Origin of the sequence: Mycobacterium sp. 852002-30065_SCH5024008 (assembly GCF_001665645.1) — a bacterium.
Taxonomy (GTDB): Bacteria; Actinomycetota; Actinomycetes; order Mycobacteriales; family Mycobacteriaceae; genus Mycobacterium; species Mycobacterium paraffinicum.
Map to the genome: position 1 here is coordinate 19,376 of NZ_LZSZ01000192.1, position 22,450 is coordinate 41,825.

The window sequence follows — 22,450 nt, forward strand, 5'->3', positions numbered from 1 at the left end:
CGGGTGAATGGCGATCGACCACCGCACCGGCCCGAACCGCGCACCGAGCCGTCACAGGTGATTCGCCGCGCGACCCGCCCGCCGACACCGGCCGAACAGACCACGCCGCTGCGGCGGGCAACGCCGCCGCCCCCACCCCCGCCGCCTCGCACCGTCGACCCGCCGAGCCCCCGTCAACCGCCCGGACCTCCGCCACGGCCCACCGCTCCGCGCACGCGCCGCAGCCGTGGCTGGCGCCGGTGGACGCGAGCGGTCGCGTCGGCCCTGGTGATCGGCGTGCTGCTGGTCGGCATCGGCGTCGTCTGCGGGGCCGTCTGGTTCGATAGCAGGCTGCACCGCGACGAGATTCTGACCGACTACCCGGGACGCCCCGGGCATGGCCGCGGGACGAACTGGTTGCTCGTCGGGTCGGATAGCCGCCAGGGGCTCAGCCCCGAACAGCAGGAGGACCTGGCCACCGGCGGCGACATCGGCAGCAGCCGCACCGACACCATCCTGCTGGTACACCTGCCCGAGCTGTGGTCCGGCGGGCGGGTGACGATGGTGTCGATACCGCGCGACTCCTACGTCCCGATCCCTGGCCACGGTAAGGACAAGATCAACGCCGCCTTCGCGATGGGCGGGGCACCCCTGCTGGCGCAGACGCTGGAGCAGGCCACCGGGTTGCGCCTCGACCACTACGCCGAGATCGGATTCGGCGGATTCGCCGGCTTGGTCGACGCGTTGGGCGGGGTGACGGTGTGCCCGACGGCGCCGCTCAGCGACCCCCTGGCCGGCATCGACCTGCCGGCCGGTTGCCAAAAACTCAACGGCCGCAACGCCCTCGGGTACGTCAGGACGCGCGACACCCCCCGGGCGGATCTGGACCGGATGGTCAACCAGCGGCAGTTCGTCGCGGCGCTGCTGCACGCCGCCGCCAGCCCCGCGGTGTGGCTCAACCCCTGGCGCTGGTACTCCGTGCCGCACGCGCTCGCCGACGCCCTGACCGTCGACCGCGACGACCACGTGTGGGACCTGGCCCGCCTCGGCTGGGGGCTGCACGGCTCGCCCACCACCATGACCGTCCCGATCGGTGAGTTCACCAGCGGTGACGCCGGGTCGGTAGTGGTGTGGAACCACGATGAGGCCAGCCGGCTGTTCGAGGCGCTGGCGGCGGACGCCCCGGTGCCTACCACTCCGCCGGACTAACCGCCCGCGCGGCCGTTCTCCAGATACGCCTTCGTGCGACCCGGGTGGTGGGTGGCAAGCCAGGCCACCCCGACGTCGCGGCAGAAGTCGAGGTCCTCGTACTCGTCGACGTTCCAGCAGTACACCGCCCGGCCCTGGGCGATCGCGCGGTCCGCGAGCTGGGGATATTCCTTCAACGTCGCCAGCGACGGGCCGACGGCGGTGGCACCGACGGCGGTGGCCGCGCCGCTGGTCAGGTAGCGCGCGGTCCTGCCGAGCAGCACGGTCGGCAGCAGCGGCGCGGCTCGCCGGATGCGCCAGACCGCGGCCGCCGAGAACGACATCACCACCGCGCGAGACCGGTCGGCGGAGGCGGGCGCGGCGATGCCGAACCGGTGCAACAGCGCGAGCAGCTTGGTCTCCACCAGCGAGCCGTACCGCACCGGGTGCTTGGTCTCGATGAAGAGCTTCACCGGACGATGCCAGTCCAGAACGAGGGAAACCAGGGCATCCAGCGTCAACAAACTGGTATCACCGTGTGCGCCGTCTTCGCGCCAGCTGTCGTGCCACGCGCCGTACTCGAGCTCACGAAGCTCGGCGAGGGTCATGGTGCTGACCAGGCCGGCCCCGGTCGAGGTTCGGTCCAGCCGGCGGTCGTGTACGCACACCAGGTGGCCGTCGCGGGTCAGGCGCACGTCGCATTCCACACCGTCGGCGCCCTCTTTGAGGGCGAGGTCATAGGCCGCCAGCGTGTGTTCGGGCCGCGCGGCCGACGCGCCGCGGTGGGCCACCACAAAGGGGTGCCCGGCGAGCACCTCCTCGGCCCACGTCATACGCCTAATGCTGCCGCTTCCTGACCCTCGAGCTCAACCGGACGTGCTGCCGGCGCGTCCGGAACGACGACCCAGCGGTGCGCGGGGCGTTCGACCGGTTTGCGCTCGAATCCCTCGAAGACCCGGGCGGCCGCGGCCACCGTGAGCCCCGCGATCAGGTAGGCGAAGACCATCGCGATGGTGTTGTTGGCGATGCCTTGGGAGTCCCTGGCGAAGCTGGTGACCATGGCAAAGACGGAGACCAGGTAGCTGGCGACCCAGGCGATCCACCACTCGACGATGGATCGGCGTATCCGGGCGTAGTGCTCCTCCAGGATCGCCAGCTCGATGACGTAGACCGGCGCCCACAGCAGGTTGGCCAACGGCACCACACACCCGGCCCACAACGCCCGGGTGGACCGCGGCTCCGGCAGGCCGTGGTGGGCGAACACGGCGGCCCGCCGCGCAATGAGCCAGCGGATCAGCATTGCCCCGGAGGTGAGCACCGCCGCAATCGCGGCCACGCTGGCCAGGATGCCGAGCCAGTCCGCCCCGGCGGCGACCCACGAGTTCAGCAGGGTATTCCGGTTGAAGACCAGCAGCATGTACCGCACGACATAGATCAGCGCGGCGATGGCGAGGACGAGCACGCTCACGAACAGCGTGGTGCGGATCATCGCTGCCGATGGCCCGGCGTGCGCGGGTTTCTCGGCCGCCGCGGTGGCTTGCCCGACGCGGTCGGCCAGGCCCCAACGCGGCATCACGGCATAACGCGGGGTGGGGCCGAGTGGGCGCCTTGCGTGCCGGGTGGGCGGCGCGGCGCCGGGACGCACCGCTATCCAGCGAAAGCCCGGCGGTAACCGTGGCGGGGTGCGCTGCCAGCCCCGAGCCCCGGACGGTCGGCTCGCCGCCGCGGCGCTGGGTGCGCTCCACCGCGGACCGGGGGCCGGCGTTTCCGGCAGGGGCGCCATCAGTGCCCCCTGACAACGGGGACACCACGCGCGTTGCCGCTCGCGCACGTTCCACCGAGTGCCGCATTGGGAGCACACCTGGATCACCGGACTAGCGTAACCGCGCGGCGATGCGCGCCGCGGGACGCTCCGCGATGGCTGGAGTGCGGCCGGTCGGCTATCTGCTCAGCTATCACGGCCTATCCACAGTTTCCACAGGTTTATCCACATGGCTTCAGTGGGTAAGGGAAGCGTTACTACAGCTTTACCGGTTAGTCGTGGCGCCACTGTGGATAACACCGCGGTTACGAAGCCATACCATCGACAGCCCAAAACCGCCGTTGAGCGAAATGGATTGCCTTGCTAAGCATCCGCGCGAGCGGCTGCAGATCGCCCCGTCGGACCGGCTTTCCCGCGGTCGCCCTCAACACGCAGCTCAGAGCATCATTTTCCAAGCCGGCCCGGAAGCGCTATGATCGCCTTCGCGAAAAATTGTTTGTGACTCACCTCACTACCGCGAGGTGAGGAGCGGGTGAAAGGCGATAAATGGCCACGCATTCGTTCGGTCCGGGATCACCGGCCCCCTCGAAGTCGTACTCCGGCTCGCCCGCGTGGAATCACAGTTACAGCGTCGCCGCATTGCGCGCCGGGCTGATCGCACTGGCGCTGCTGGCGGTGCTCGTCCTCATCGTTCTGTCTTGAACCTGCGCTGAGCGGGTATCCGCCTTCGGAGCTCATAGCGGTCTTTCTTGCGGTCCGCGCAGTCATGGAGCAGGGTTGTCTACGGCTGGCCGCCGCGTGGTAGGCCCGCGAATGAGCGTAAGAAGACAACCGAAGAAAGGAACGCCGTGGCTGAATACACCCTGCCCGATCTGGACTGGGACTACGCAGCGTTGGAACCGCACATCTCGGGTCAGATCAACGAGATCCATCACACTAAGCACCACGCCACGTACGTCAAAGGCGTGAACGACGCCGTTGCCAAACTCGAAGAGGCACGCGCCAATGACGACCACGCCGCGATCTTCCTGAACGAAAAGAACCTGGCGTTCCACCTCGGCGGCCACGTCAACCACTCGATCTGGTGGAAGAACCTGTCGCCGGACGGCGGCGACAAGCCGACCGGGGAGCTGGCCGCCGCGATCGACGACGCGTTCGGATCGTTCGACAAATTCCGCGCCCAGTTCAGCGCGGCCGCCAACGGCCTCCAGGGTTCGGGCTGGGCGGTGCTGGGATACGACACGCTCGGCAGCAGGCTGCTCACCTTCCAGCTCTACGACCAGCAGGCCAACGTCCCCCTCGGCATCATTCCCCTGCTGCAGGTCGACATGTGGGAGCACGCCTTCTACCTGCAGTACAAGAACGTCAAGGCGGACTACGTCAAGGCGTTCTGGAACGTCGTCAACTGGGCCGACGTGCAGAAGCGTTACGAAGCCGCGACGTCGAAAACCGGCGGGCTGATCTTCGGCTGAGTCCATCTCGATCGACATGGGCGTCGCGCGGTTTGCGCGGCGCCCCTGTCGTTTGTCCGGCCGCGAACAGGGCAATCCGAAAACATGTGCGCCACTGGCCGTGTCGGGTTGCACGGCGCCGGACCCGCAGGCATGCTGAATTACTCGAGCTACCAGTGTGGTTAATCGGACGGAGGCGTCGCGCGGAGGTCGAAAATGGAGACTGGGTCTGACCGCCCGATAGGGGTTTCCCCTTTCCATGCTCGTGGCGCCCTGAAAGGGTTCGTGATCTCCGGGCGTTGGCCCGATTCGACCAAAGAGTGGGCCCAGTTGCTCATGGTCGCGGTCAGGGTCGCGTCATTACCCGGATTGCTGTCCACCACAACGGTTTTCGGCGCCCGCGAGGAGTTGCCCGAGGAACCCGAGCCCGGCACCGTCGGCCTGGTGCTCGCCGAGGGCACGGTCTTCGGCGACTCGGCGATTCAGCCAGGCTATTTCGCCGACCATCAGCCCCCCGCGCTCCTGATGTTGCATCCGCCCTCGGAGACCACCCCGTCGTTGCCGGAGTGCAGCGGGGCGGCGTCGGGATGCGTCCTGCTCCCCGGGTTGCCATACCTGGGACTCGAGCATCGGGCCGCCTGGGTGGAAGCGGAGGCCGACGGGACCATCACCTCCATGGTGAGCCGCGTCGGCGTCGACCCCATCAGTCATCCTGATACCGCAATTCTGGCGATGCTGCTTGCGGCATGAGCAATTGCTCGAACCGGAAATCGGACTAGCGAACTCGATCGCTGTTCTACTCCAGCCGGCCATTGATTCGAGGCCGCCGACACCGCACTCCGGTCCGTTCCCGGATTCCACACCGGCGCCTCGCCCCGCAACGGTGACGCGGCAGGCCTGGCCAAGGACGGGGTTGCCGCGACGGCCAACGGACCGCGTTTCGCATTTCGGATAGGTCCACGAGCGGCTGCTTTCCGGCCTCGGAGCGCATCCGGCAGCAAATAAGGCGTTAAGCGAACATAAATTGCTGCCCGGTTGCGGTGCGACCGCCCAGCACGTTCCCACCCTACCCCTTGCCGGGTCCGGCGAGGTCGGCCCGCCACCTAGGTGCCGGAGCCGAATTCTGCGGATAACCTGTGAGTTTCGCTGATTTAGTGGACACCCCAGCGAATCAGTTAGACGCTCGTCAAGTGTGGCATCGGCAAGCCCCAGCTACGCCTGGACCCAAACCGCGGGGGTTTGCACCTAGTTAGGGGAACCAAGCCTCGCTACCATGATCAGCAAATACACCTAGGTAATAGTTCACTTCTACAGCCAAGTGGAGGTCATATCCAATGAGCACGACGTTCGCTGCTCGCCTGAACCGCCTGTTCGACACGGTGTATCCCCCGGGACGGGGGCCGCACACCTCCGCGGAAGTGATCGCGGCGCTCAAGGCGGAGGGCATCACGATGTCGGCTCCCTACCTGTCGCAGTTGCGTTCGGGGAACCGCACCAACCCGTCGTCGGCGACAATGGCGGCATTGGCCAACTTCTTCCGCATCAAGCCGGCCTACTTCACCGACGACGAGTACTACGAGAAGCTCGATCAGGAGTTGTCGATCCTGGCGACAATGCGCGACGACGGCGCGCGCCGCATTGCCGTGCGCGCCTCGGAGTTGTCCCCCGAGGCCCAACACGAGGTCATGCAGCGGGTCAACGAGCTGCGCCGCGCGGAGCACCTGGACGTCTAGCGGACGCCCGGGTTGGTAACCGGTTGGCCCGGGGCCGACCTGGAGGCCTTGCGCACGCCCATTCCGATTAGGGTTGGCTCACGGATCGCGCACGCGCGAAAGCGATAGCCACGAGAGACCGGGGAGGCGGCCGGGAATGGCCCTGTTCCGCAAGCGAAAGAGTCGCGCGACGCGTCGCGCCGAAGCCCGTGCGATCAAGGCCCGCGCGAAGCTGGAGGCCAAGCTCGCCGCCCGAAACGAGACTCGCCGGTACAAGGCCGCCCACCGGGCGGAGGCCAAGGCGCTCAGGGCGCAGATCAAGGCCCAACGGGACAGCGACCGGAACGCCCTGAAGGTGGCCGAGACCCAACTCAAAGCGGCGCGCGAGGGCAAGATCTTCTCGCCGACGCGGATCCGCCGGGCACTCACGGTGTCCCGGCTGCTCGCGCCGATCCTCACTCCGGTCATCTACCGGGCCGCCGTCTCGGCCCGCGCGCTGATCGACCAGCGCCGCGCGGACCAACTCGGGATTCCGCTGGCCCAGATCGGGCAGTTCTCCGGCCACGGCGCACAGCTGTCCGCCCGGATCGCCGGAGCGGAGAAGTCCCTGCGGACCGTGCAGGAAAAGAAGCCCAAGGACGCCGAGACCAAGCAGTTCGTGTCGGCCATCACCGAGCGGCTCACCGATCTGTCTGCGGCCGTCACCGCCGCCGAGAACATGCCGGCCGCACGGCGCCGGGCGGCCCACGCCGCGATCTCGTCGCAGCTCGACGGCATCGAGGCGGACCTGATGGCCCGGCTCGGGTTGAGCTGACCAACGAATGGGACTGCCCCGCATCTCGACCCGCGCGCGGCGGGCGGCGCGCCTCCCGATCGCGGTGGTGGCTGCTCTCGGCCTCTATCTCGGCTCGGCGGCGCAGCTCCCGGCGGCGTGGGCGCACGTAAACGCCAGCAGCGACAATGCGGTGCGCGGCGCCATGGCGATCGTCACCTTCCAGGTGCCCAACGAATCGAACACGGGCGCGGCAACCACCGCGCTGAGCGTCGCCCTGCCCAACGTGGCCTCGGCGCGCACCGAGAGCATGCCGGGATGGACGGCCAAGCTCGATCGCGACGCGGCATCGGGTGCGGTGCACTCGGTGACGTGGACGGCGGCGCCGGGCGCCGGCATCGGCGTAGATCAATTCGCCCTGTTCCGGATTTCGGTGAAGTTGCCCGACGCGGAGACCGCCGGCTTCCCGGCCACACAGACCTATTCCGACGGCACGGTCGTGAAGTGGGACCAGCCGCCGCAGCCCGGTGGCGGTGAGCCGGAATACCCGGTGCCCACGCTGACACTTTCCGCGGGACCGGTAGCGTCGCACGGCCATCATCCGCCTTCGGCGGCACCGGCCGACCAGGCGGCCGCGCCCCCACGGCCGAGATCCGCGGACAACACCGCCCGGGTGTTGGGCGGCGCCGCCCTGGTCGTGGCCGCACTCGGAATCTGCCTTGCGCTGATCCGCCGACGGGCATGAGGCGGTTGGCGATCGCCGCGTGCGTCGGTGCCCTCTTGGTGATCGCACCGTTGACGGCGCCGGTCGCGTCGGCGCACGCAGCCCGGGTAGCCACCGACCCGGCGGACAACGCGGTCCTCGCGACGGGTCCCGAGCGGGTGAGCGCCACCTTCAACGAACAGCTGCAGACCACGTTCGCGGCCATGACCGTCGTCGGGCCCGACGGCAACGTGTGGTCCACCGGAGACCCGACGGTGCGTGGCGCGGCGGTCGGCATCGACCTGCGGCCGCTGGGACCGGCCGGCGCCTACACGGTGAACTACCGGGTCACCTCCGCGGACGGCCATGTGGTCTCCGGATCATGGTCGTTTCGGCTGACGGTGCCGGGCACCGGCACGCCCGGGCCCCCGGCGGGTGGCGCCCCTGCCGGCGGCGATATCCCGGTCTGGCCGTTCGTCGTGGCGGCGGCGGTGCTTGTCGCCGGGGGCGCCCTGTGGGCGGTGCGGCGCAGACCGTGACCGGCGGCCGAGGCGCCCGCACTCGTGCTGGCATGATGGGTTCGAAGAACCCGCGTGGGCTAGAAAACTACTGAAAGATTGCTCAAGGAGCGGCCGCATGGCAGACCCGCAGGATCAACCCGGCAGCGAACCCGACGGCGCGTCGACCCCGCCGCCGGAAAAGAAGCCTCCGGCCAAGGCCGCGAAGAAGGTCGCGAAAGCGCCCGCCAAGAAAGCACCCGCGAAAAAGGCGCCCGCCAAAAAGGCGCCCGCGAAGAAGGCACCGGCGAAGAAGGCGCCCGCAAAGGCCGCCGAGCCCCCGGCAAAGACCGTCGAGCCGCCCCTCGAGGTGCGGCAACGAATCGAAACCAACGGCGACCTCGCGGCCGCCGCCAAAGACGTAGCGGCGCAAGCGAAATCCACTGTGGATGCCGCCAATAACCCGGTTTCTCCCAACGCTCCGGCGGCAGCGGCACTGACCCAGTCGCCGCTCCCGTTGATCGTCGCCCTGGCCGTCAGCCTCCTGGCGATCCTGTTGATCCGGCAGCTGCGCCGCCGCTGACCGCCGCCGTAGCCGCTACCGTGTCAGACGTGACCGTGTCATTCCAGCCGACCGCAGACCTGGTCGACGACATCGGACCCGACGTGCGCAGCTGCGACGTCCAATTCCGCCAGTTCGGTGGCCGCCCCCAATTCGCCGGACCCATCAGCACGGTGCGCTGCTTCGAAGACAACGCGTTGCTGAAATCGGTGCTCTCGCAGCCGAGTGCGGGCGGGATACTGGTCATCGACGGCGGCGGCTCCCTGCACGCGGCACTGGTCGGCGACGTCATCGCCGAGCTGGCCCGCTCCAACGGCTGGGCCGGGCTCGTCGTCAACGGCGCGGTGCGCGACGCCGCCGCGCTGCGCGGCCTCGACATCGGCATCAAGGCGCTGGGCACCAACCCCCGTAAGAGCACCAAGACCGGCGCCGGCGAGCGCGACGTCGAACTCACGCTGGGCGGGGTGACGTTCGTCCCGGGCGAGATCGCCTACTGCGACGACGACGGCATCGTCGTCGTGAAGCCCTAAACCGCTACCGGCGCACGCTTTTTCGCGAAGCGCAGGCCCTCATCGGCAACCTTGCCGCGCCGGATCGTGCGCATGTCGAAGAGGTAGTTCTGCTTGAGCCGCCACGGCGCGCGGGACCCCGACTTGGGCAGCATGTCCATCGCCCGCTGGAAGTAGCCGGGACTGAAGTCCATGAAAGGCAGCTCGTCGACGTCAGGGCCGGGATGCTGCGGCTCCACGAAGTCAAAACCGTTGTCGTCCATGTAGTTCAGCAATCGGCAGACGAATTCGGAGACCAGATCGGCCTTCAGCGTCCACGACGCGTTGGTGTAGCCGAAGGTGATCGCGAAGTTCGGCACCCCGGAGAACATCAGGCCCTTGTAGGTCATCAACGATGTCAGCTCGATCGGCTGACCGTTCCGGGTGGGCCGCACCCCACCGAGCAACTGCATGTTCAAACCCGTTGCGGTGACGATGATGTCGGCGTTGAGCTCCTCACCCGAGGTGAGCCTGATTCCGGTCTTGGTGAACCGGTCGATGGTATCGGTGACGACGTCCGCCTTGCCGTGCCGGATGGTCCGGAAGAAATCGCCGTCGGGTGCCAGGCACAGCCGCTGGTCCCAGACGTTGTACCGGGGTCCGAAGTGCTTCTCGACGTCGTAGCCCTGCGGGAGACGGCGCTTGGCCATCGTCATCAACGTCTTGCGCATGTAGGCCGGACGCTTCCGGGACAGCTGGTACTGGAAGGTGCTGAACGCGATGGCTTTCCAGCGGTTGGCGATGTGCGCCAGGCGGTCCGGCAGCAGTTGGTTGGCGCGTTCGGCGAACGGGTCGACCCCGGGCAGCGAGCCGATGTAGGTGGGCGAGCGCTGCAGCATCGTGACGTGGCCCGAGCCCGAGTTCACCAGGGCCGGGATCAGCGTGATCGCGGTGGCGCCGGAGCCGATGACGACGACCTTCTTGCCCGTGTAGTCGAGGTCCTCCGGCCAGTGCTGCGGATGGACGATGCGGCCCTCGAAGTCGTCGGCGCCGGGGAAGGTGGGCGAATATCCCTCGTCGTAGTTGTAGTAGCCGGTGCATGCGAAGAGGAAGGAGCAGGTGAGCTCTCGCTGCTGGCCATCGGACTCGACGGTCACGGTCCAGCGGTTGTCGGCGTCCGACCAATCGGCTGCCAGAACGCGCTGACGGTAGCGGATGTGGCGGTCGATCTTGTTCTCGACCGCGGCCTCCTTGATGTAGGCCTTGATGTCGGGGCCGTCGGCGATCGATTTCGCCGATCGCCACGGCTTGAACCGGAAGCCGAGGGTGAACATGTCCGAATCCGACCGGATGCCCGGGTATTTGAACAGGTCCCAGGTGCCGCCCAGGTCCTCGCGGCGTTCGAGGATCGCGTAGCTCTTGGTCGGGCAGCGCTCCTGCAGGTGCCACGCCGCGCTGATGCCCGAGATGCCGGCGCCCACGATGATCACGTCAAGGTGCTCAGTCATGGCGCCACGTTATCAACGGCCTGTCGACTCAGTCAACAGGGTGTTGAAACTTTCGACACGGTGTAAAGTAACGCCCGTGACTAGCGTCGGCCAGACCCGTGCCCTGCGTGGCCGCCGCGCCATGCGTCCCTCGGGTGACGACCGTGAGCAGGCGATCCTCGCGACCGCCGAGCGGCTGCTCGAACAGCGCTCGTTCGCCGACATCTCGGTCGACGACCTGGCCAAGGGCGCGGGACTGTCGCGCCCGACGTTCTACTTCTATTTCAAGTCCAAGGACGCGGTGCTGCTGTCGCTGCTGGAACCGGTGATCGCGCGCGCCGACTCCGAGTTCGACGGCGCGGTGCAGCGGCTGCCCGCGGATCCGCGCCGGGTGTGGCGCAACGGCATCAAGGCCTTCTTCACGGCCTTCAGCACGCACCGCCGGCTGGCGCGCGCCGCCACCGAAGCGCTGGCGACCAGCTCCGAGCTGCGCGTCGTGTGGTTGGGCTTCATGCAGAAGTGGATCGACCAGACGGCCGCGATGATCACCGCCGAACGCACACGCGGGGCCGCGCCGGAGACGATCCCGGCGGTGGACCTGGCGACCTCGCTGAACCAGATGAACGAGCGGACGATGATGGCCGCCCTGTCCGCGGAGACGCCGGCGGTGGATGAGGACCGGGTCGTCGACACCCTCACCCACATCTGGGTCACCAGCATCTACGGCGAATCCAGCTAGCCGTCACCGGCGCGTGCGAACATATGTTCGTGCGGTGCGATGCGTCCATCCTGCACGCGGACCTGGATTCGTTCTACGCGTCCGTCGAACAGCGCGACGACCCGACGTTGCGCGGCCGCCCGGTGATCGTTGGCGGCGGGGTCGTGCTCGCGGCCAGCTACGAGGCCAGGGCCTACGGCGTGCGGACCGCGATGGGCGGGGCGCAAGCGCGCCGGCTGTGCCCGCACGCGGTGGTGGTACCGCCCCGGATGAGCGCCTACAGCCGCGCCAGTGACGCCGTGTTCGAAGTGTTTCGCGACTGCACGCCGATCGTGGAGCCGCTCTCGGTGGACGAGGCGTTTCTGGATGTCGGCGGGCTGCGCCGGGTTTCCGGGACACCGGTTCAGATCGCCGGACAGCTGCGAGCCGACGTGCGCGACCGGGTCGGCCTGCCCATCACCGTGGGCATCGCGCGCACGAAGTTTCTCGCCAAGGTCGCCAGCCAGGAGGCCAAGCCGGACGGGCTGCTGCTGGTGCAGCCCGACCAGGAGCTGACCTTCCTCCACCCGCTGCCGGTGCGGCGGCTGTGGGGCGTGGGTGCCAAGACGGCCGACAAACTCCACGCCCACGGACTCGTGACCGTCGCAGACGTCGCCGAGCTGAGCGAGTCGACGCTGGCCTCGCTGCTGGGCGGCGCCATGGGCCGCCAGCTGTTCGCGCTGTCCCGCAACATCGACCGCCGCAGGGTGACCACCGGTGTGCGTCGCCGGTCGGTGGGCGCGCAACGGGCGCTGGGCCGCGCCGGCAACACCATGTCGGCCGCCGAGATCGACGCGGTGGTGGTCAACCTGATCGACCGGATCACCGGCCGGATGCGCGCCGCCGGGCGCACCGGCCGCACGGTGGTGCTGCGGCTGCGTTTCGACGACTTCGGGCGGGCGACGCGGTCGCGAACGCTGCCCTGGGCGACGTCCTCGACACAGCCGATCCTGGGCGCCGCGCGGCAGCTGGTTGCGTCGGCCGCACCCCTGATCTCGCAGCGCGGGCTGACGCTGGTCGGCTTCGCGGTGTCGGGGATCGACCGCAGCGGCGCCCAGCAATTGGCGTTGCCGCTTGACGGGGAATCGCTTGCGGTGGACGCCGCGGTCGACCAGGTTCGTCAGCGCTTCGGTAAATCCGCCCTCACCCGCGGGGTGTTGGTCGGCCGTGAACTGGGTATAGAGATGCCGCACCTTCCCGACTGACCGATTTCGCCGGTGTCGGCTAATTGTTCTCTGCCCCAAATGTTTTCGATGATTTGAGGTTGGTTTGAAATAGCCTGAGGCGACGGCTTGCCCGACGGTCTGCTTGCTAAGGTGGCGAAAACCCGACCTCGAAAGTGAGCAACTGAACACGATGCCGCCGCCGCATCAAGCCCGCGACAGCGGCCCGCCCCGCGAGGGCCTCCTGCTCGGTTACAGCGCGGTACTCGCGTTATCCGCGGGCTTCGTCAACGCGGTGGCGCTCCTGATCCTGGCGTTGCCCGTCGGCAACCTGACCGCGATCACCACCCAGCTGGGCATGAACACAGCCAACCCGTGGCTTTATGAAGGCCACGTGCTCGGCGCGATCTTTTTGGGCTTCCTGGCGGGCGCGACCATTGCCGGGGCGATCCTCGCGCCCACCGATGCCCTCGCGGGCCCGCGCCACGCCGTGGTGCTGTTCCTCGAGGCAGTGTTGCTCGTCCTTGCCGCGGCCGGGGTCGAGGAAACCGTGGTCAAGGCGCAGATCAATGCCCTGGGGATCGAGCAAACCGCGGTACAGGCGCTGTTCGCCGCCGCAGCCCTTGGCCTGCAAAACGGGATGACCTCGAGCTTCCGCGGGATGGCGATCCGTACCACCCACTTCACCGGGACCGTCACCGACCTCGGGCTGATGCTCGGCCGCAGTCGGCAACACGGGATCAAAAAGTGGAACACCGCGATTCTGGCGACGACGCTCGTGCTGTTTCTGGGAGGCGGCGTGGCCGGGATCGTGTTCGGCGCCGAATTGGGCGGCTACGCGTTGCTCATCCCTGCGGCGACCTGCGCGGCCGTCGCATGCGCCAACGTGTGGCAAACCCCCGGCCGCCGCGACGAACCCGTACCCGAGCACGCGGAGACGGTGCAGGTCTGAGCCGTCTCAATTCGAGCCCGTCCACTCCAGCAGCTTGTCGGCCGGCCAGGTGTTGACGATCCGGTCGACGGGCACGCCCACGTCCACGGCGCGCTGCGCGCCATAGCCGAGGAAGTCCAGCTGGCCTGGCGCGTGCGCGTCGGTGTCGATGCTGAAGACGCAGCCGATCTCCAGCGCCAGCTGGAGCAGCCGGGTCGGCGGGTCCCGGCGTTCGGGCCGCGAGTTGATCTCCACCGCGGTGCCGTGATCGCGGCAGGCGGCGAAAACCGCTTCGGCGTCGAACTTGGATTGGGGCCGGATGCCGCGGTTGCCGGAGACCAACCGGCCGGTGCAGTGGCCCAGCACGTCGACGTGTGGATTGGAGACGGCGCGCACCATGCGCCGCGTCATCGCGGCGGCATGCATCGACAGCTTCGAATGCACGCTGGCCACGACGACGTCGAGGCGCTCGAGCAGCTCGGGCTCCTGGTCGAGGCTGCCGTCCTCGAGGATGTCGACCTCGATCCCGGTCAGAATGCGCATCGGCGCGAACTGGTCACGCAGCTTGTCGATGACGCCGAGTTGCGCGCGCAACCGTTCCGGCGAAAGCCCGTTGGCGATCGTCAGCCGCGGCGAGTGGTCGGTCAGCGCGCAATATTCGTGCCCCAGCGCGGACGCGGTCGCCATCATCTCGTCGATCGGTGCCGACCCGTCCGACCAGTTCGAGTGCAGGTGCAAGTCCCCGCGTAACGCAGCACGGATGTCCCCTCCACCGAGATCCTGGGCGGCGGAACGCAATTCGACGAGAAGTTCGGGTTCGCGACCGGACCAGGCCTGGTCGATGACCTTTGCGGTTTTGGGACCGATGCCCGGCAGCGATTGCCAGCTGTTGGCCTGGCCGTGTCGCTCGCGAGCCGCGTCGTCGAGGCCCTCGATGATGTCGGCGGCGTTGCGGTACGCCATCACGCGCCTGGGATCCTGACGGCTCCGGTCCTTGTAGTAAGCGATCTGCCGCAAGGCGGTTACCGGGTCCATGACTCCAGTGTGCCCGGCTGGATTACCAGAACTGCCCGACGAGGAAACCGGCGAGCAGCACGCTGAAGCCCCCGATCTCGCCGGCGATCAGCAAGGCCATGAAGAGTCCGGTTCCGGGCGCGGGATCCTCAAATTGGTTGACGGTGTCGCGTCGCGCCCCGTGTGCGATGTAGCTGAGGATGGCGCCGACGAAAAAGATGACGACCACGCCGGCCGCGGTCAGGTTGACCCACGTCGGCCAGCCGCTGAGCTCGACGAAGACGGCCAGCAGCAGCGTCGCGAAAGAGTAGAGCAACGCGGCCCGGTGCGCGATGTCGACGTAGGGATGGGCGCGATGGTCGGCCGCGGCCATGATCTGCCGGTATTTCCACACCCCGAGGACCAGCGCGAGCAGGAAGATCAGCCCGGCCGCCAGCAGGGTGACCTTGGTGTCGAGTCCGAGGGAGTAGGTCATCGCGCGGTTGAGTTTAGTTGCCCTTCATAAAGATCGGCTAACGTCGATTTCATGCGATTCGCCTTCAAGACCTCCCCCCAAAACACCACCTGGGCAGCCATGCTGGCCGTCTGGCAGGCCGCCGACGATATCGACGTTTTCGAGTCCGGGTGGACCTTCGACCACTTCTACCCGATCTTCTCCGACGCCGGCGGGCCCTGCCTCGAGGGTTGGACGACGCTGACCGCGCTGGCGCAGGCGACCAAGCGGCTGCGGCTGGGCACCCTGGTCACGGGGATCCACTACCGGCACCCCGCCGTGCTGGCCAACATGGCCGCGGCGCTCGACATCATCTCGAATGGACGACTCGAGTTGGGGATCGGCGCCGGCTGGAACGAGGAGGAGTCGGGCGCGTACGGCATCGAGCTGGGCAGCATCCGGGAACGCTTCGATCGGTTCGAGGAGGCGTGTGAGGTGCTGACCAGCCTGCTCAGCCAGGAGACCACCGATTTCGACGGGAAGTACTACCAGCTCAAGGGCGCGCGCAACGAACCCAAGGGCGTGCAGCGTCCCCATCCACCGATCTGCATCGGTGGCAGCGGGGAGAAACGAACGCTGCCGATCACCGCGCGCTACGCGCAGCACTGGAACTTCGTCGGCGGTCCGCCCGAGGTGTTCGCCCGCAAGCGCGACGTGCTGGCCGCGGAATGCGAGAAGATCGGGCGCGACCCGAAGGAAATCACGCTGTCCGCCCATCTGCGGCTGGACGAGGAGCGCAACTACCAGAAGGTCGTCGAAGAGGCCGCCGGGCTGGCGGCCGAAGGACTCGACCTGGGCATCGTGTACATCAACCCGCCGCACGACCCCGCCGTCTTGGAACCGCTCGCCGAGGCCATCCGCGATTCGGGGTTGCTCGATTGATCCGCCCGGTCCCCCGTATGTCGCGCCGAGCAAACCCCTCCGCGGCACCCGAAGGCGTTCAGTCGGGCGGTTATACCCCGAAGATCAGCAAATCGTCGGCGGTTACCAGGCGCTCGTGTTTAGCGGGGAACTCGCGGCTCTTGACCGGGTGACGAAACCAGGACCAGGCGATTCGCCCCATCCGTGATCGAGGTACGGGATTGATGTGCACAGTGATCACTCCTGCGATCGTTCCGTTCAGCCGGGGCCCCGATCCGATGCCCGTGTGACCGAGCCCACAACAGGCAATTAGACACCACCGCCTGGCAAACGGGGGGCGACTCGCCGACAGTTGGTACTTCTGTTTCTGGTGTGACTTCTGTGACTACTGAAGCGGGACCGCGGTCGGCTTGACCGGCGCCGGCAGCGCGGTCGCACCCATCAGGTACCGATCGACGCCCGCGGCCGCTGCCCTGCCCTCAGCAATCGCCCAGACGATCAGCGACTGGCCGCGACCCATGTCCCCGGCGACGAACACACCGGGGACCGACGTGTCGAAGTCGGCACCGCGCGCGACGTTGCCGCGGTCGGTGAGCTTGACTTCGAGATCGGTGAGCAGGCCCTCCTTTTCCGGGCCGACGAATCCCATGGCCAGCAGCACCAGGTCGACCTCGAGCTCGAAGTCGGAGCCGTCCACCTTGACGAACTTGCCGTCCTGCATGGTGACCTCGTGCGCTTTGAGCGCCGTCACCCGGCCGTCTTCGCCGATGAACTTTTCGGTGTTCACCGAGAACACCCGCTCGCCACCCTCTTCGTGCGCCGACGACACCCGGTACATCAGCGGGTAGGTCGGCCACGGGGTCGACTCGGCGCGCGTGTCCGGTGGCCGCGGCATGATCTCGAACTGGTGCACGACGGTCGCGCCCTGCCGGTGCGCGGTACCCAGGCAGTCCGCCCCGGTGTCACCGCCGCCGATGATGACGACCTTCTTGCCTTTGGCGGTGATCGGGGGTTCCCCGTCGGGCCCTAGGACGTCGTCGCCCTCCTGTACCCGGTTACCCCACGGCAGGTACTCCATCGCCTGGTGGATCCCGTCCAGGTCCCGACCGGGAACGGGCAGGTCCCGCCCGGCGGTGGCCCCGCCGGCCAGGACCACCGCGTCGAAGTCGGCGCGCAGCTGTTCGGCGGTGATGTCGACCCCGACGTTGACACCGGCGCGGAATTCGGTTCCCTCGGCCCGCATTTGGTCCAGGCGCCGGTCGAGGACACGCTTCTCCATCTTGAATTCCGGAATGCCGTAGCGCAGCAGCCCGCCGATCCGATCCGCCCGCTCGAAAACGGTGACCGTGTGGCCGGCGCGGGTCAGTTGCTGAGCCGCCGCCAAACCGGCCGGGCCCGAACCCACCACCGCGACCTTTTTCCCGGTCAGCTTGTCCGGGGGCAGCGGCACCACGAAGCCTTCCTCGAAGGCGCGGTCGATGATCTCCAGCTCGATCTGCTTGATGGTCACCGGATCCTGGTTGATGCCAAGCACACACGCCGGTTCGCACGGCGCCGGACACAGTCGCCCGGTGAAGTCGGGGAAGTTGTTGGTGGCATGCAGCCGCTCGATCGCGTCGCGCCAGCTGCCCCTGCGCACCAGGTCGTTCCATTCCGGGATCAGGTTGCCCAACGGGCACCCGTTGTGGCAGAACGGGATGCCGCAATCCATGCAACGGGTCGCCTGCTCACGCAGAGTGCCTTCGTCGAAGTCCTCGTAAACCTCGTGCCAGTCCTTCAACCGCAGCGGGACAGGCCGGCGCTTCGGCAGTTCCCGGTGCGTGTACTTCAGGAAGCCGCTCGGATCAGCCATGTGCGGCCGCCATGATCGCCTTGTCCACATCGACGCCGTCGCGCTCGGCTTCGGCGATCGCTTGCAGCACCTTCTTGTAGTCGCGCGGCATCACCTTGACGAAATGGCGTTGTTGACCGCGCCAGTCCGCCAGGATCCGCTGGCCCACCGCGGAATCGGTGGCGTCCACGTGGGCCTGGATGATGCCGTGCAAAAAGTCGGCATCGACTTCGTCCAGGGTCTCCACGTCGACCATCTCGATGTTGAGGTTGTCCGGAAGTTCCTCGTCCGGGTCGTACACGTAAGCCACACCGCCTGACATTCCCGCCGCGAAGTTGCGGCCGGTCCGGCCAAGAATCACAACCCGACCACCCGTCATGTATTCGCATCCATGGTCACCCACGCCCTCGACGACGGCATGGGCGCCGGAGTTGCGGACCGCGAACCGCTCGCCGACCACCCCGCGCAGGAAGGCCTCCCCGCTGGTCGCGCCGAACAGGATCACGTTGCCGCCGATAATGTTGTCCTCGGCCACGTAGTCCTGCGGGGCGTTGTCCGACGGACGCACCACGATCCGGCCACCGGACAGCCCCTTGCCGACGTAGTCGTTGGCGTCGCCGTAGACCCGCAACGTTATCCCCTTGGGCACGAAGGCGCCGAAGCTGTTACCCGCGGACCCGTCGAAGGTGATGTCGATGGTTCCGTCCGGGAGCCCTTGGCCGCCATACGCTTTCGTCACCTCGTGGCCGAGCATGGTGCCCACCGTGCGGTTGACGTTGCTGATGGTGGTGGAGAAGCGCACCGGCTTGCCGGAATCGAGTGCCTCCCGGCTCATCACGATCAGCTGCTGATCGAGCGCCTTGTCCAGGCCGTGGTCCTGCCGGGAACTGCAGTACAGGTCCTGGTTCATGAACGCCGACTCGGGCTCGTGCAGCACCGGAGCGAGGTCGAGCTTGTGCGCCTTCCAGTGCGCTCGGGCCAGCGTGGTGTCCAGCGCCCCCACCTGACCGACGGCCTCGTTGAAGGTGCGGAAACCCAACTGCGCCATGTACTCCCGGACCTCTTCGGCGATGAACATGAAGAAGTTCTCGACGAACTCGGGCTTACCGGTGAACCGCTCCCGCAGCACCGGGTTCTGGGTGGCGACGCCGACCGGGCAGGTGTCCAGGTGGCACACCCGCATCATGATGCAGCCGGCCACCACCAGCGGCGCGGTGGCGAAGCCGAATTCCTCGGCGCCGAGCAGCGCGGCGATCATCACATCGCGGCCCGTCTTGAGCTGACCGTCCACCTGGACCACGATCCGGTCACGCAACCCGTTGAGCAGCAGGGTCTGTTGTGTCTCGGCCAGGCCCAGCTCCCAGGGCGCGCCCGCGTGTTTCATCGACGTCAGCGGGGTCGCGCCGGTGCCGCCGTCGTGGCCGGATATCAACACGACGTCGGCGTGCGCCTTGGAGACGCCCGCCGCAACCGTGCCCACCCCGTTCTCGGAGACGAGCTTGACGTGCACCCGCGCGGACGGGTTGGCGTTCTTCAGGTCGTGGATCAGCTGTGCGAGATCCTCGATGGAGTAGATGTCGTGGTGCGGCGGCGGGGAGATCAGGCCGACGCCGGGTGTGGAATGCCGCACCTCGGCGACCCACGGGTACACCTTGTGTCCCGGAAGCTGGCCGCCCTCACCGGGTTTCGCACCCTGCGCCATCTTGATCTGGATGTCGGTGCAGTTCGTCAGGTAGTGCGACGTGACGCCGAATCGCGCGGAGGCGACCTGTTTGATGGCGCTGCGGCGCCAATCGCCATTGGGGTCGCGGTCGAAGCGCTTGACGTCCTCGCCGCCTTCCCCGCTGTTGGAGCGCCCGCCGAGACGGTTCATCGCGATGGCGAGCGTCTCGTGCGCCTCGGCCGAGATCGAGCCGTAGCTCATCGCCCCGGTCGAGAAGCGCTTGACGATCTCGCTGGCGGGTTCGACCTCTTCCAGCGGAACCGGGGGACGCACACCGCCGCGGAACTTGAGCAGGCCGCGCAGTGAGGCCATCCGCTCGCTCTGGTCGTCGATCAGGCGGGTGTAGTCCTTGAAGATCTTGTACTGGCCGGTGCGAGTCGAGTGCTGCAGCTTGAACACGGTCTCCGGGTTGAACAGGTGGTACTCACCTTCCCGGCGCCACTGGTACTCGCCGCCCACCTCGAGTTCGCGGTGCGCGCGCTCGTCGCGGCGGTCCAGGTAGGCCAGCCGGTGCCGAGTGGCGACGTCGGCGGCGATGTCCTCCAGGGTGATCCCGCCGATCGGGCAGCTCAGCCCCGTGAAGTACTCGTCGAGCACGTCCTCGGAGATGCCGACCGCCTGGAACAGCTGCGCGCCGGTGTAGGAGGCCAGCGTCGAAATGCCCATCTTGGACATCACTTTGAGCACGCCCTTGCCGGCGGCCTTGACGTAGTTGTTCAGCGCCTTCTCTCGGTCTTGCCGATCCGAGAAGCCGTCGATCGCGCCGCGGTCGAGCATGTCCTCGATCGACTCGAACGCCAGGTAGGGGTTGATCGCCGCCGCCCCGCACCCGATCAGCATCGCCATGTGGTGCACCTCGCGGGCGTCACCGGTCTCGACGACCAAACCCACGTGGGTGCGCGTCCGGTCGCGCACCAGGTGGTGGTGGACTCCGGAAACGGCGAGCAGCGACGGGATGGGCGCCATCTGCTCGTCGGACTCGCGGTCCGACAGGATGATGACCCGCGCACCGTCCTCGATCGCGGCCGATGCCTGTGCGCGTACGTCATCGAGCGCCGCCGCCAACCCGGCGCCGCCCTCGGCAACCGGGTACAGGCAACGAATCACCTTGGACCGCATGCCATGCGGGCGCCCGTTGACCTCGTCGTCGGGATTGAGGTTGACCAACTTGGCCAGCTCGTGGTTGCGCAGAATCGGCTGCTGCAACGCGATCTGGTGACAGGAGTGCTCGGTCGGTGTGAGCAGGTCGCGCTCGCCGCCGGTGGTGCCCTGCAGGCTGGTCACCACCTCTTCGCGGATGGCGTCCAGCGGCGGGTTGGTCACCTGCGCGAACAGCTGCTGGAAGTAGTCGTAGAGCATCCGGGGCCGCTGCGAGAGCACCGCGACCGGGGTGTCGGTGCCCATCGAGCCGATCGGCTCGGCACCCGTGCGCACCATGGGCGACACCAACAGGTTGAGCTCTTCATAGGTGTAGCCGAATGTCAACTGCCGCTTGACGAGTCGTTCATGGGGCATCCGCACGTAGTCGCCCTGCGGCAGCTTGTCCAGGGGAACCAGGTTCCGGTCCAGCCATTCCTGGTACGGGTGCTCGGCGGCGAGTTCGGCCTTGATCTCCTCGTCGGAGACGATGCGCCCCTGGGTGGTGTCCACCAGGAACATCCGGCCGGGCTGCAGGCGCATCCGGCGAACCACCTTCGCCGGGTCCAGGTCCAGGACGCCGGCCTCGGAAGCCATCACCACCAAGCCGTCTTCGGTGACCCAGATTCGGGAGGGGCGCAAGCCGTTTCGGTCCAGCACGGCGCCCACGATGGTGCCGTCGGTGAACGTGATCGACGCGGGGCCGTCCCAGGGCTCCATCAACGAGGCGTGGAACTCGTAGAACGCCCGCCGCGCCGGGTCCATCGACTCGTTGCGTTCCCACGCCTCGGGAATCATCATCAGCACCGCGTGGGCCAGGCTGCGGCCACCCAGGTGCAGCAGTTCGAGCGCCTCGTCGAAACGCGCGGTGTCCGAGGCGCCCGGGGTACAGATCGGGAACAGCTTCTCGACGTCGGCTTCCGTGCCGAAGATCTCGGTCTTGATCAACGCCTCGCGGGCACGCATCCAGTTCTCGTTGCCGGTGACTGTGTTGATCTCGCCGTTGTGGGCCACCCGACGGAACGGATGGGCCAGCGGCCACGACGGGAAGGTGTTGGTGGAGAACCGCGAATGCACGATGCCCAGCGCGCTGGTCATCCGATCGTCTTGCAGGTCAAGGTAAAACGCCTTGAGCTGCGGCGTGGTCAGCATGCCCTTGTAGACCATCGTCTGACCGGAAAGGCTTGGGAAGTAGACGGTTTCGCGACCGGGTCCGTCCTGCCCGGGCCCCTTGGTGCCGAGTTCGTGCTCGGCGCGCTTGCGGACCAGATAGCAGCGGCGCTCCAGCGTCATGTCCGATGCGCCGGCCATGAACACCTGCCGGAACGTGGGCATCGCGTCGCGGGACAGCGCGCCCAGTGACGAGTCGTCGATGGGCACGTTCCGCCAGCCCAGCACCGTCAGGCCCTCGGCTTCGGCGATCTTCTCCACCGCGTCGCAGGCGGCCGCGGCGTCCTTGGACGACTGCGGCAGGAAGGCGATACCGGTGGCATAACTGCCCGCTGCGGGCAGCTCGAAATCCACGACCTCGCGCAGGAAGGCATCCGGGACCTGGATCAGGATGCCGGCACCGTCACCGCTGCGCGGCTCGGCGCCCTGAGCACCGCGGTGTTCGAGGTTGAGCAGCGCGGTGATGGCCTTGTCGACAATGTCGCGGCTACGACGGCCGTGCATATCGACGACCATGGCTACCCCGCACGAGTCGTGCTCGAACGCGGGGTTGTATAACCCGACGCGCTTGGGCGTCATATGCACCTGACCCTTCACCTGAACGTTGAGCTGCCGTTAACAGCTGCTCCGATGGAGTCGCACCCGGAGGTTGCGGGCTTAAGACCCCTCGGTCTTGTCTCGATAGGCTGTCCCCCAGGTGGAGATGATCCTGTTAGGGATGCGTCCGTGCAGCGCTGAACGGTGGCCTGGAAACCGGTCTCGACAAGTC

At 67.6% G+C, this 22,450-nt stretch carries 20 protein-coding genes and 1 pseudogene; 14 read left to right on the forward strand and 7 right to left on the reverse strand.

Annotated features, from left to right (window positions below):
• The first annotated feature begins 3 nt into the window (after positions 1-3).
• The gene (locus tag A5781_RS24550; RefSeq protein ID WP_067213363.1) at positions 4-1,188 is read left to right on the forward strand and encodes an LCP family protein; all 1,185 of its coding nucleotides are present in this window, start codon (positions 4-6) and stop codon (positions 1,186-1,188) included.
• Here A5781_RS24550 and A5781_RS24555 read toward each other — a convergent pair.
• Positions 1,185-2,000 (reverse strand): glycerophosphodiester phosphodiesterase, encoded by an 816-nt coding sequence (locus A5781_RS24555; RefSeq protein WP_067213366.1) that lies wholly within the window; start codon positions 1,998-2,000, stop codon positions 1,185-1,187. The two genes, A5781_RS24550 and A5781_RS24555, sit on opposite strands and share 4 nt — an antisense overlap.
• Entirely contained in the window at positions 1,997-3,037 is a 1,041-nt protein-coding gene (locus A5781_RS24560) for a DUF4328 domain-containing protein (RefSeq protein WP_082939513.1), read from the reverse strand. The genes A5781_RS24555 and A5781_RS24560 overlap by 4 nt, the downstream gene beginning before the upstream one ends.
• 438 nt (positions 3,038-3,475) lie before the next feature.
• Between A5781_RS24560 and A5781_RS26000 the strand changes: the two genes are divergently transcribed.
• From A5781_RS26000 to rraA, 9 genes and pseudogenes are all read left to right on the forward strand, one after another.
• Positions 3,476-3,631: a hypothetical protein gene (locus tag A5781_RS26000; RefSeq protein WP_197504038.1), complete on the forward strand. Its 156-nt coding sequence runs from the start codon at positions 3,476-3,478 to the stop codon at positions 3,629-3,631.
• 146 nt (positions 3,632-3,777) lie between these two features.
• Entirely contained in the window at positions 3,778-4,401 is a 624-nt protein-coding gene (locus tag A5781_RS24565; protein ID WP_067213370.1) for a superoxide dismutase, read from the forward strand.
• Between the two features lie 195 nt (positions 4,402-4,596).
• A complete protein-coding gene (locus A5781_RS24570; RefSeq protein WP_065445986.1) occupies positions 4,597-5,130 on the forward strand; it encodes a peptidase in 534 nt (177 codons plus the stop codon).
• 584 nt (positions 5,131-5,714) lie between these two features.
• Complete coding sequence (locus A5781_RS24575) at positions 5,715-6,113, forward strand: helix-turn-helix transcriptional regulator (RefSeq protein WP_067213373.1); 399 nt, start codon at positions 5,715-5,717, stop codon at positions 6,111-6,113.
• Positions 6,114-6,249: 136 nt separating this feature from the next.
• Positions 6,250-6,906 carry a DUF6474 family protein gene (locus tag A5781_RS24580; protein WP_067213377.1) on the forward strand — a complete coding sequence of 219 codons (657 nt, stop codon included), beginning with the start codon at positions 6,250-6,252 and terminating at the stop codon, positions 6,904-6,906.
• 7 nt (positions 6,907-6,913) lie between these two features.
• Positions 6,914-7,609: a YcnI family protein gene (locus tag A5781_RS24585; RefSeq protein WP_067213380.1), complete on the forward strand. Its 696-nt coding sequence runs from the start codon at positions 6,914-6,916 to the stop codon at positions 7,607-7,609.
• A complete protein-coding gene (locus A5781_RS24590) occupies positions 7,606-8,106 on the forward strand; it encodes a copper resistance CopC family protein (protein ID WP_067213384.1) in 501 nt (166 codons plus the stop codon). The genes A5781_RS24585 and A5781_RS24590 overlap by 4 nt, the downstream gene beginning before the upstream one ends.
• Before the next feature lie 172 nt (positions 8,107-8,278).
• Positions 8,279-8,410 (forward strand): annotated as a pseudogene (locus tag A5781_RS26630) (hypothetical protein); the annotation flags it as partial.
• A gap of 266 nt (positions 8,411-8,676) precedes the next feature.
• The gene (rraA, locus tag A5781_RS24600; protein WP_067213390.1) at positions 8,677-9,156 is read left to right on the forward strand and encodes a ribonuclease E activity regulator RraA; all 480 of its coding nucleotides are present in this window, start codon (positions 8,677-8,679) and stop codon (positions 9,154-9,156) included.
• On the opposite strand, the gene A5781_RS24605 is transcribed toward rraA, so the two are convergent.
• On the reverse strand, positions 9,153-10,622 hold the full coding sequence (locus A5781_RS24605) for an NAD(P)/FAD-dependent oxidoreductase (RefSeq protein WP_067213393.1): 1,470 nt from the start codon (positions 10,620-10,622) through the stop codon (positions 9,153-9,155). The genes rraA and A5781_RS24605 overlap by 4 nt on opposite strands.
• Before the next feature lie 76 nt (positions 10,623-10,698).
• Between A5781_RS24605 and A5781_RS24610 the strand changes: the two genes are divergently transcribed.
• The 3 genes from A5781_RS24610 to A5781_RS24620 all read left to right on the forward strand — a co-directional run bounded on the left by A5781_RS24610 (position 10,699) and on the right by A5781_RS24620 (position 13,473).
• Positions 10,699-11,340, forward strand: coding sequence for a TetR/AcrR family transcriptional regulator (locus A5781_RS24610; protein WP_067213397.1), 642 nt, complete (start codon positions 10,699-10,701; stop codon positions 11,338-11,340).
• 23 nt (positions 11,341-11,363) lie between these two features.
• Positions 11,364-12,563 carry a DNA polymerase IV gene (gene dinB, locus A5781_RS24615; RefSeq protein ID WP_067213400.1) on the forward strand — a complete coding sequence of 400 codons (1,200 nt, stop codon included), beginning with the start codon at positions 11,364-11,366 and terminating at the stop codon, positions 12,561-12,563.
• Between the two features lie 151 nt (positions 12,564-12,714).
• Positions 12,715-13,473, forward strand: coding sequence for a YoaK family protein (locus A5781_RS24620; RefSeq protein WP_197504040.1), 759 nt, complete (start codon positions 12,715-12,717; stop codon positions 13,471-13,473).
• A gap of 6 nt (positions 13,474-13,479) precedes the next feature.
• Here the strand turns inward: A5781_RS24620 and A5781_RS24625 are convergent, their stop codons facing one another.
• Together A5781_RS24625 and A5781_RS24630 are read right to left on the reverse strand one after the other, a co-directional pair.
• A complete protein-coding gene (locus A5781_RS24625; protein WP_067213406.1) occupies positions 13,480-14,487 on the reverse strand; it encodes a PHP domain-containing protein in 1,008 nt (335 codons plus the stop codon).
• Between the two features lie 22 nt (positions 14,488-14,509).
• Positions 14,510-14,941 carry a hypothetical protein gene (locus A5781_RS24630; protein ID WP_067213409.1) on the reverse strand — a complete coding sequence of 144 codons (432 nt, stop codon included), beginning with the start codon at positions 14,939-14,941 and terminating at the stop codon, positions 14,510-14,512.
• A 51-nt stretch (positions 14,942-14,992) separates the two neighbouring features.
• Between A5781_RS24630 and A5781_RS24635 the strand changes: the two genes are divergently transcribed.
• The gene (locus tag A5781_RS24635) at positions 14,993-15,841 is read left to right on the forward strand and encodes an LLM class F420-dependent oxidoreductase (protein WP_067213413.1); all 849 of its coding nucleotides are present in this window, start codon (positions 14,993-14,995) and stop codon (positions 15,839-15,841) included.
• 364 nt (positions 15,842-16,205) lie between these two features.
• Here the strand turns inward: A5781_RS24635 and A5781_RS24640 are convergent, their stop codons facing one another.
• Entirely contained in the window at positions 16,206-17,672 is a 1,467-nt protein-coding gene (locus A5781_RS24640) for a glutamate synthase subunit beta (protein WP_067213416.1), read from the reverse strand.
• Complete coding sequence (gene gltB, locus A5781_RS24645; protein ID WP_067213459.1) at positions 17,665-22,260, reverse strand: glutamate synthase large subunit; 4,596 nt, start codon at positions 22,258-22,260, stop codon at positions 17,665-17,667. Before gltB ends, A5781_RS24640 begins: the two co-directional genes overlap by 8 nt.
• Between the last annotated feature and the right edge of the window lie 190 nt (positions 22,261-22,450).

Bases quoted from the DNA above. Each gene is read 5' to 3' on its own strand.
- A5781_RS24555 (WP_067213366.1), bottom strand. From the start codon at position 2,000: ATGACGTGGGCCGAGGAGGTGCTCGCCGGGCACCCCTTTGTGGTGGCC.
- A5781_RS26000 (WP_197504038.1), top strand. From the start codon at position 3,476: ATGGCCACGCATTCGTTCGGTCCGGGATCACCGGCCCCCTCGAAGTCG.
- A5781_RS24570 (WP_065445986.1), top strand. From the start codon at position 4,597: ATGGAGACTGGGTCTGACCGCCCGATAGGGGTTTCCCCTTTCCATGCT.
- A5781_RS24575 (WP_067213373.1), top strand. From the start codon at position 5,715: ATGAGCACGACGTTCGCTGCTCGCCTGAACCGCCTGTTCGACACGGTG.
- A5781_RS24580 (WP_067213377.1), top strand. From the start codon at position 6,250: ATGGCCCTGTTCCGCAAGCGAAAGAGTCGCGCGACGCGTCGCGCCGAA.
- A5781_RS24585 (WP_067213380.1), top strand. From the start codon at position 6,914: ATGGGACTGCCCCGCATCTCGACCCGCGCGCGGCGGGCGGCGCGCCTC.
- A5781_RS24590 (WP_067213384.1), top strand. From the start codon at position 7,606: ATGAGGCGGTTGGCGATCGCCGCGTGCGTCGGTGCCCTCTTGGTGATC.
- A5781_RS24605 (WP_067213393.1), bottom strand. From the start codon at position 10,622: ATGACTGAGCACCTTGACGTGATCATCGTGGGCGCCGGCATCTCGGGC.
- dinB (WP_067213400.1), top strand. From the start codon at position 11,364: ATGTTCGTGCGGTGCGATGCGTCCATCCTGCACGCGGACCTGGATTCG.
- A5781_RS24620 (WP_197504040.1), top strand. From the start codon at position 12,715: ATGCCGCCGCCGCATCAAGCCCGCGACAGCGGCCCGCCCCGCGAGGGC.
- A5781_RS24625 (WP_067213406.1), bottom strand. From the start codon at position 14,487: ATGGACCCGGTAACCGCCTTGCGGCAGATCGCTTACTACAAGGACCGG.
- A5781_RS24630 (WP_067213409.1), bottom strand. From the start codon at position 14,941: ATGACCTACTCCCTCGGACTCGACACCAAGGTCACCCTGCTGGCGGCC.
- A5781_RS24635 (WP_067213413.1), top strand. From the start codon at position 14,993: ATGCGATTCGCCTTCAAGACCTCCCCCCAAAACACCACCTGGGCAGCC.
- A5781_RS24640 (WP_067213416.1), bottom strand. From the start codon at position 17,672: ATGGCTGATCCGAGCGGCTTCCTGAAGTACACGCACCGGGAACTGCCG.
- gltB (WP_067213459.1), bottom strand. From the start codon at position 22,260: ATGACGCCCAAGCGCGTCGGGTTATACAACCCCGCGTTCGAGCACGAC.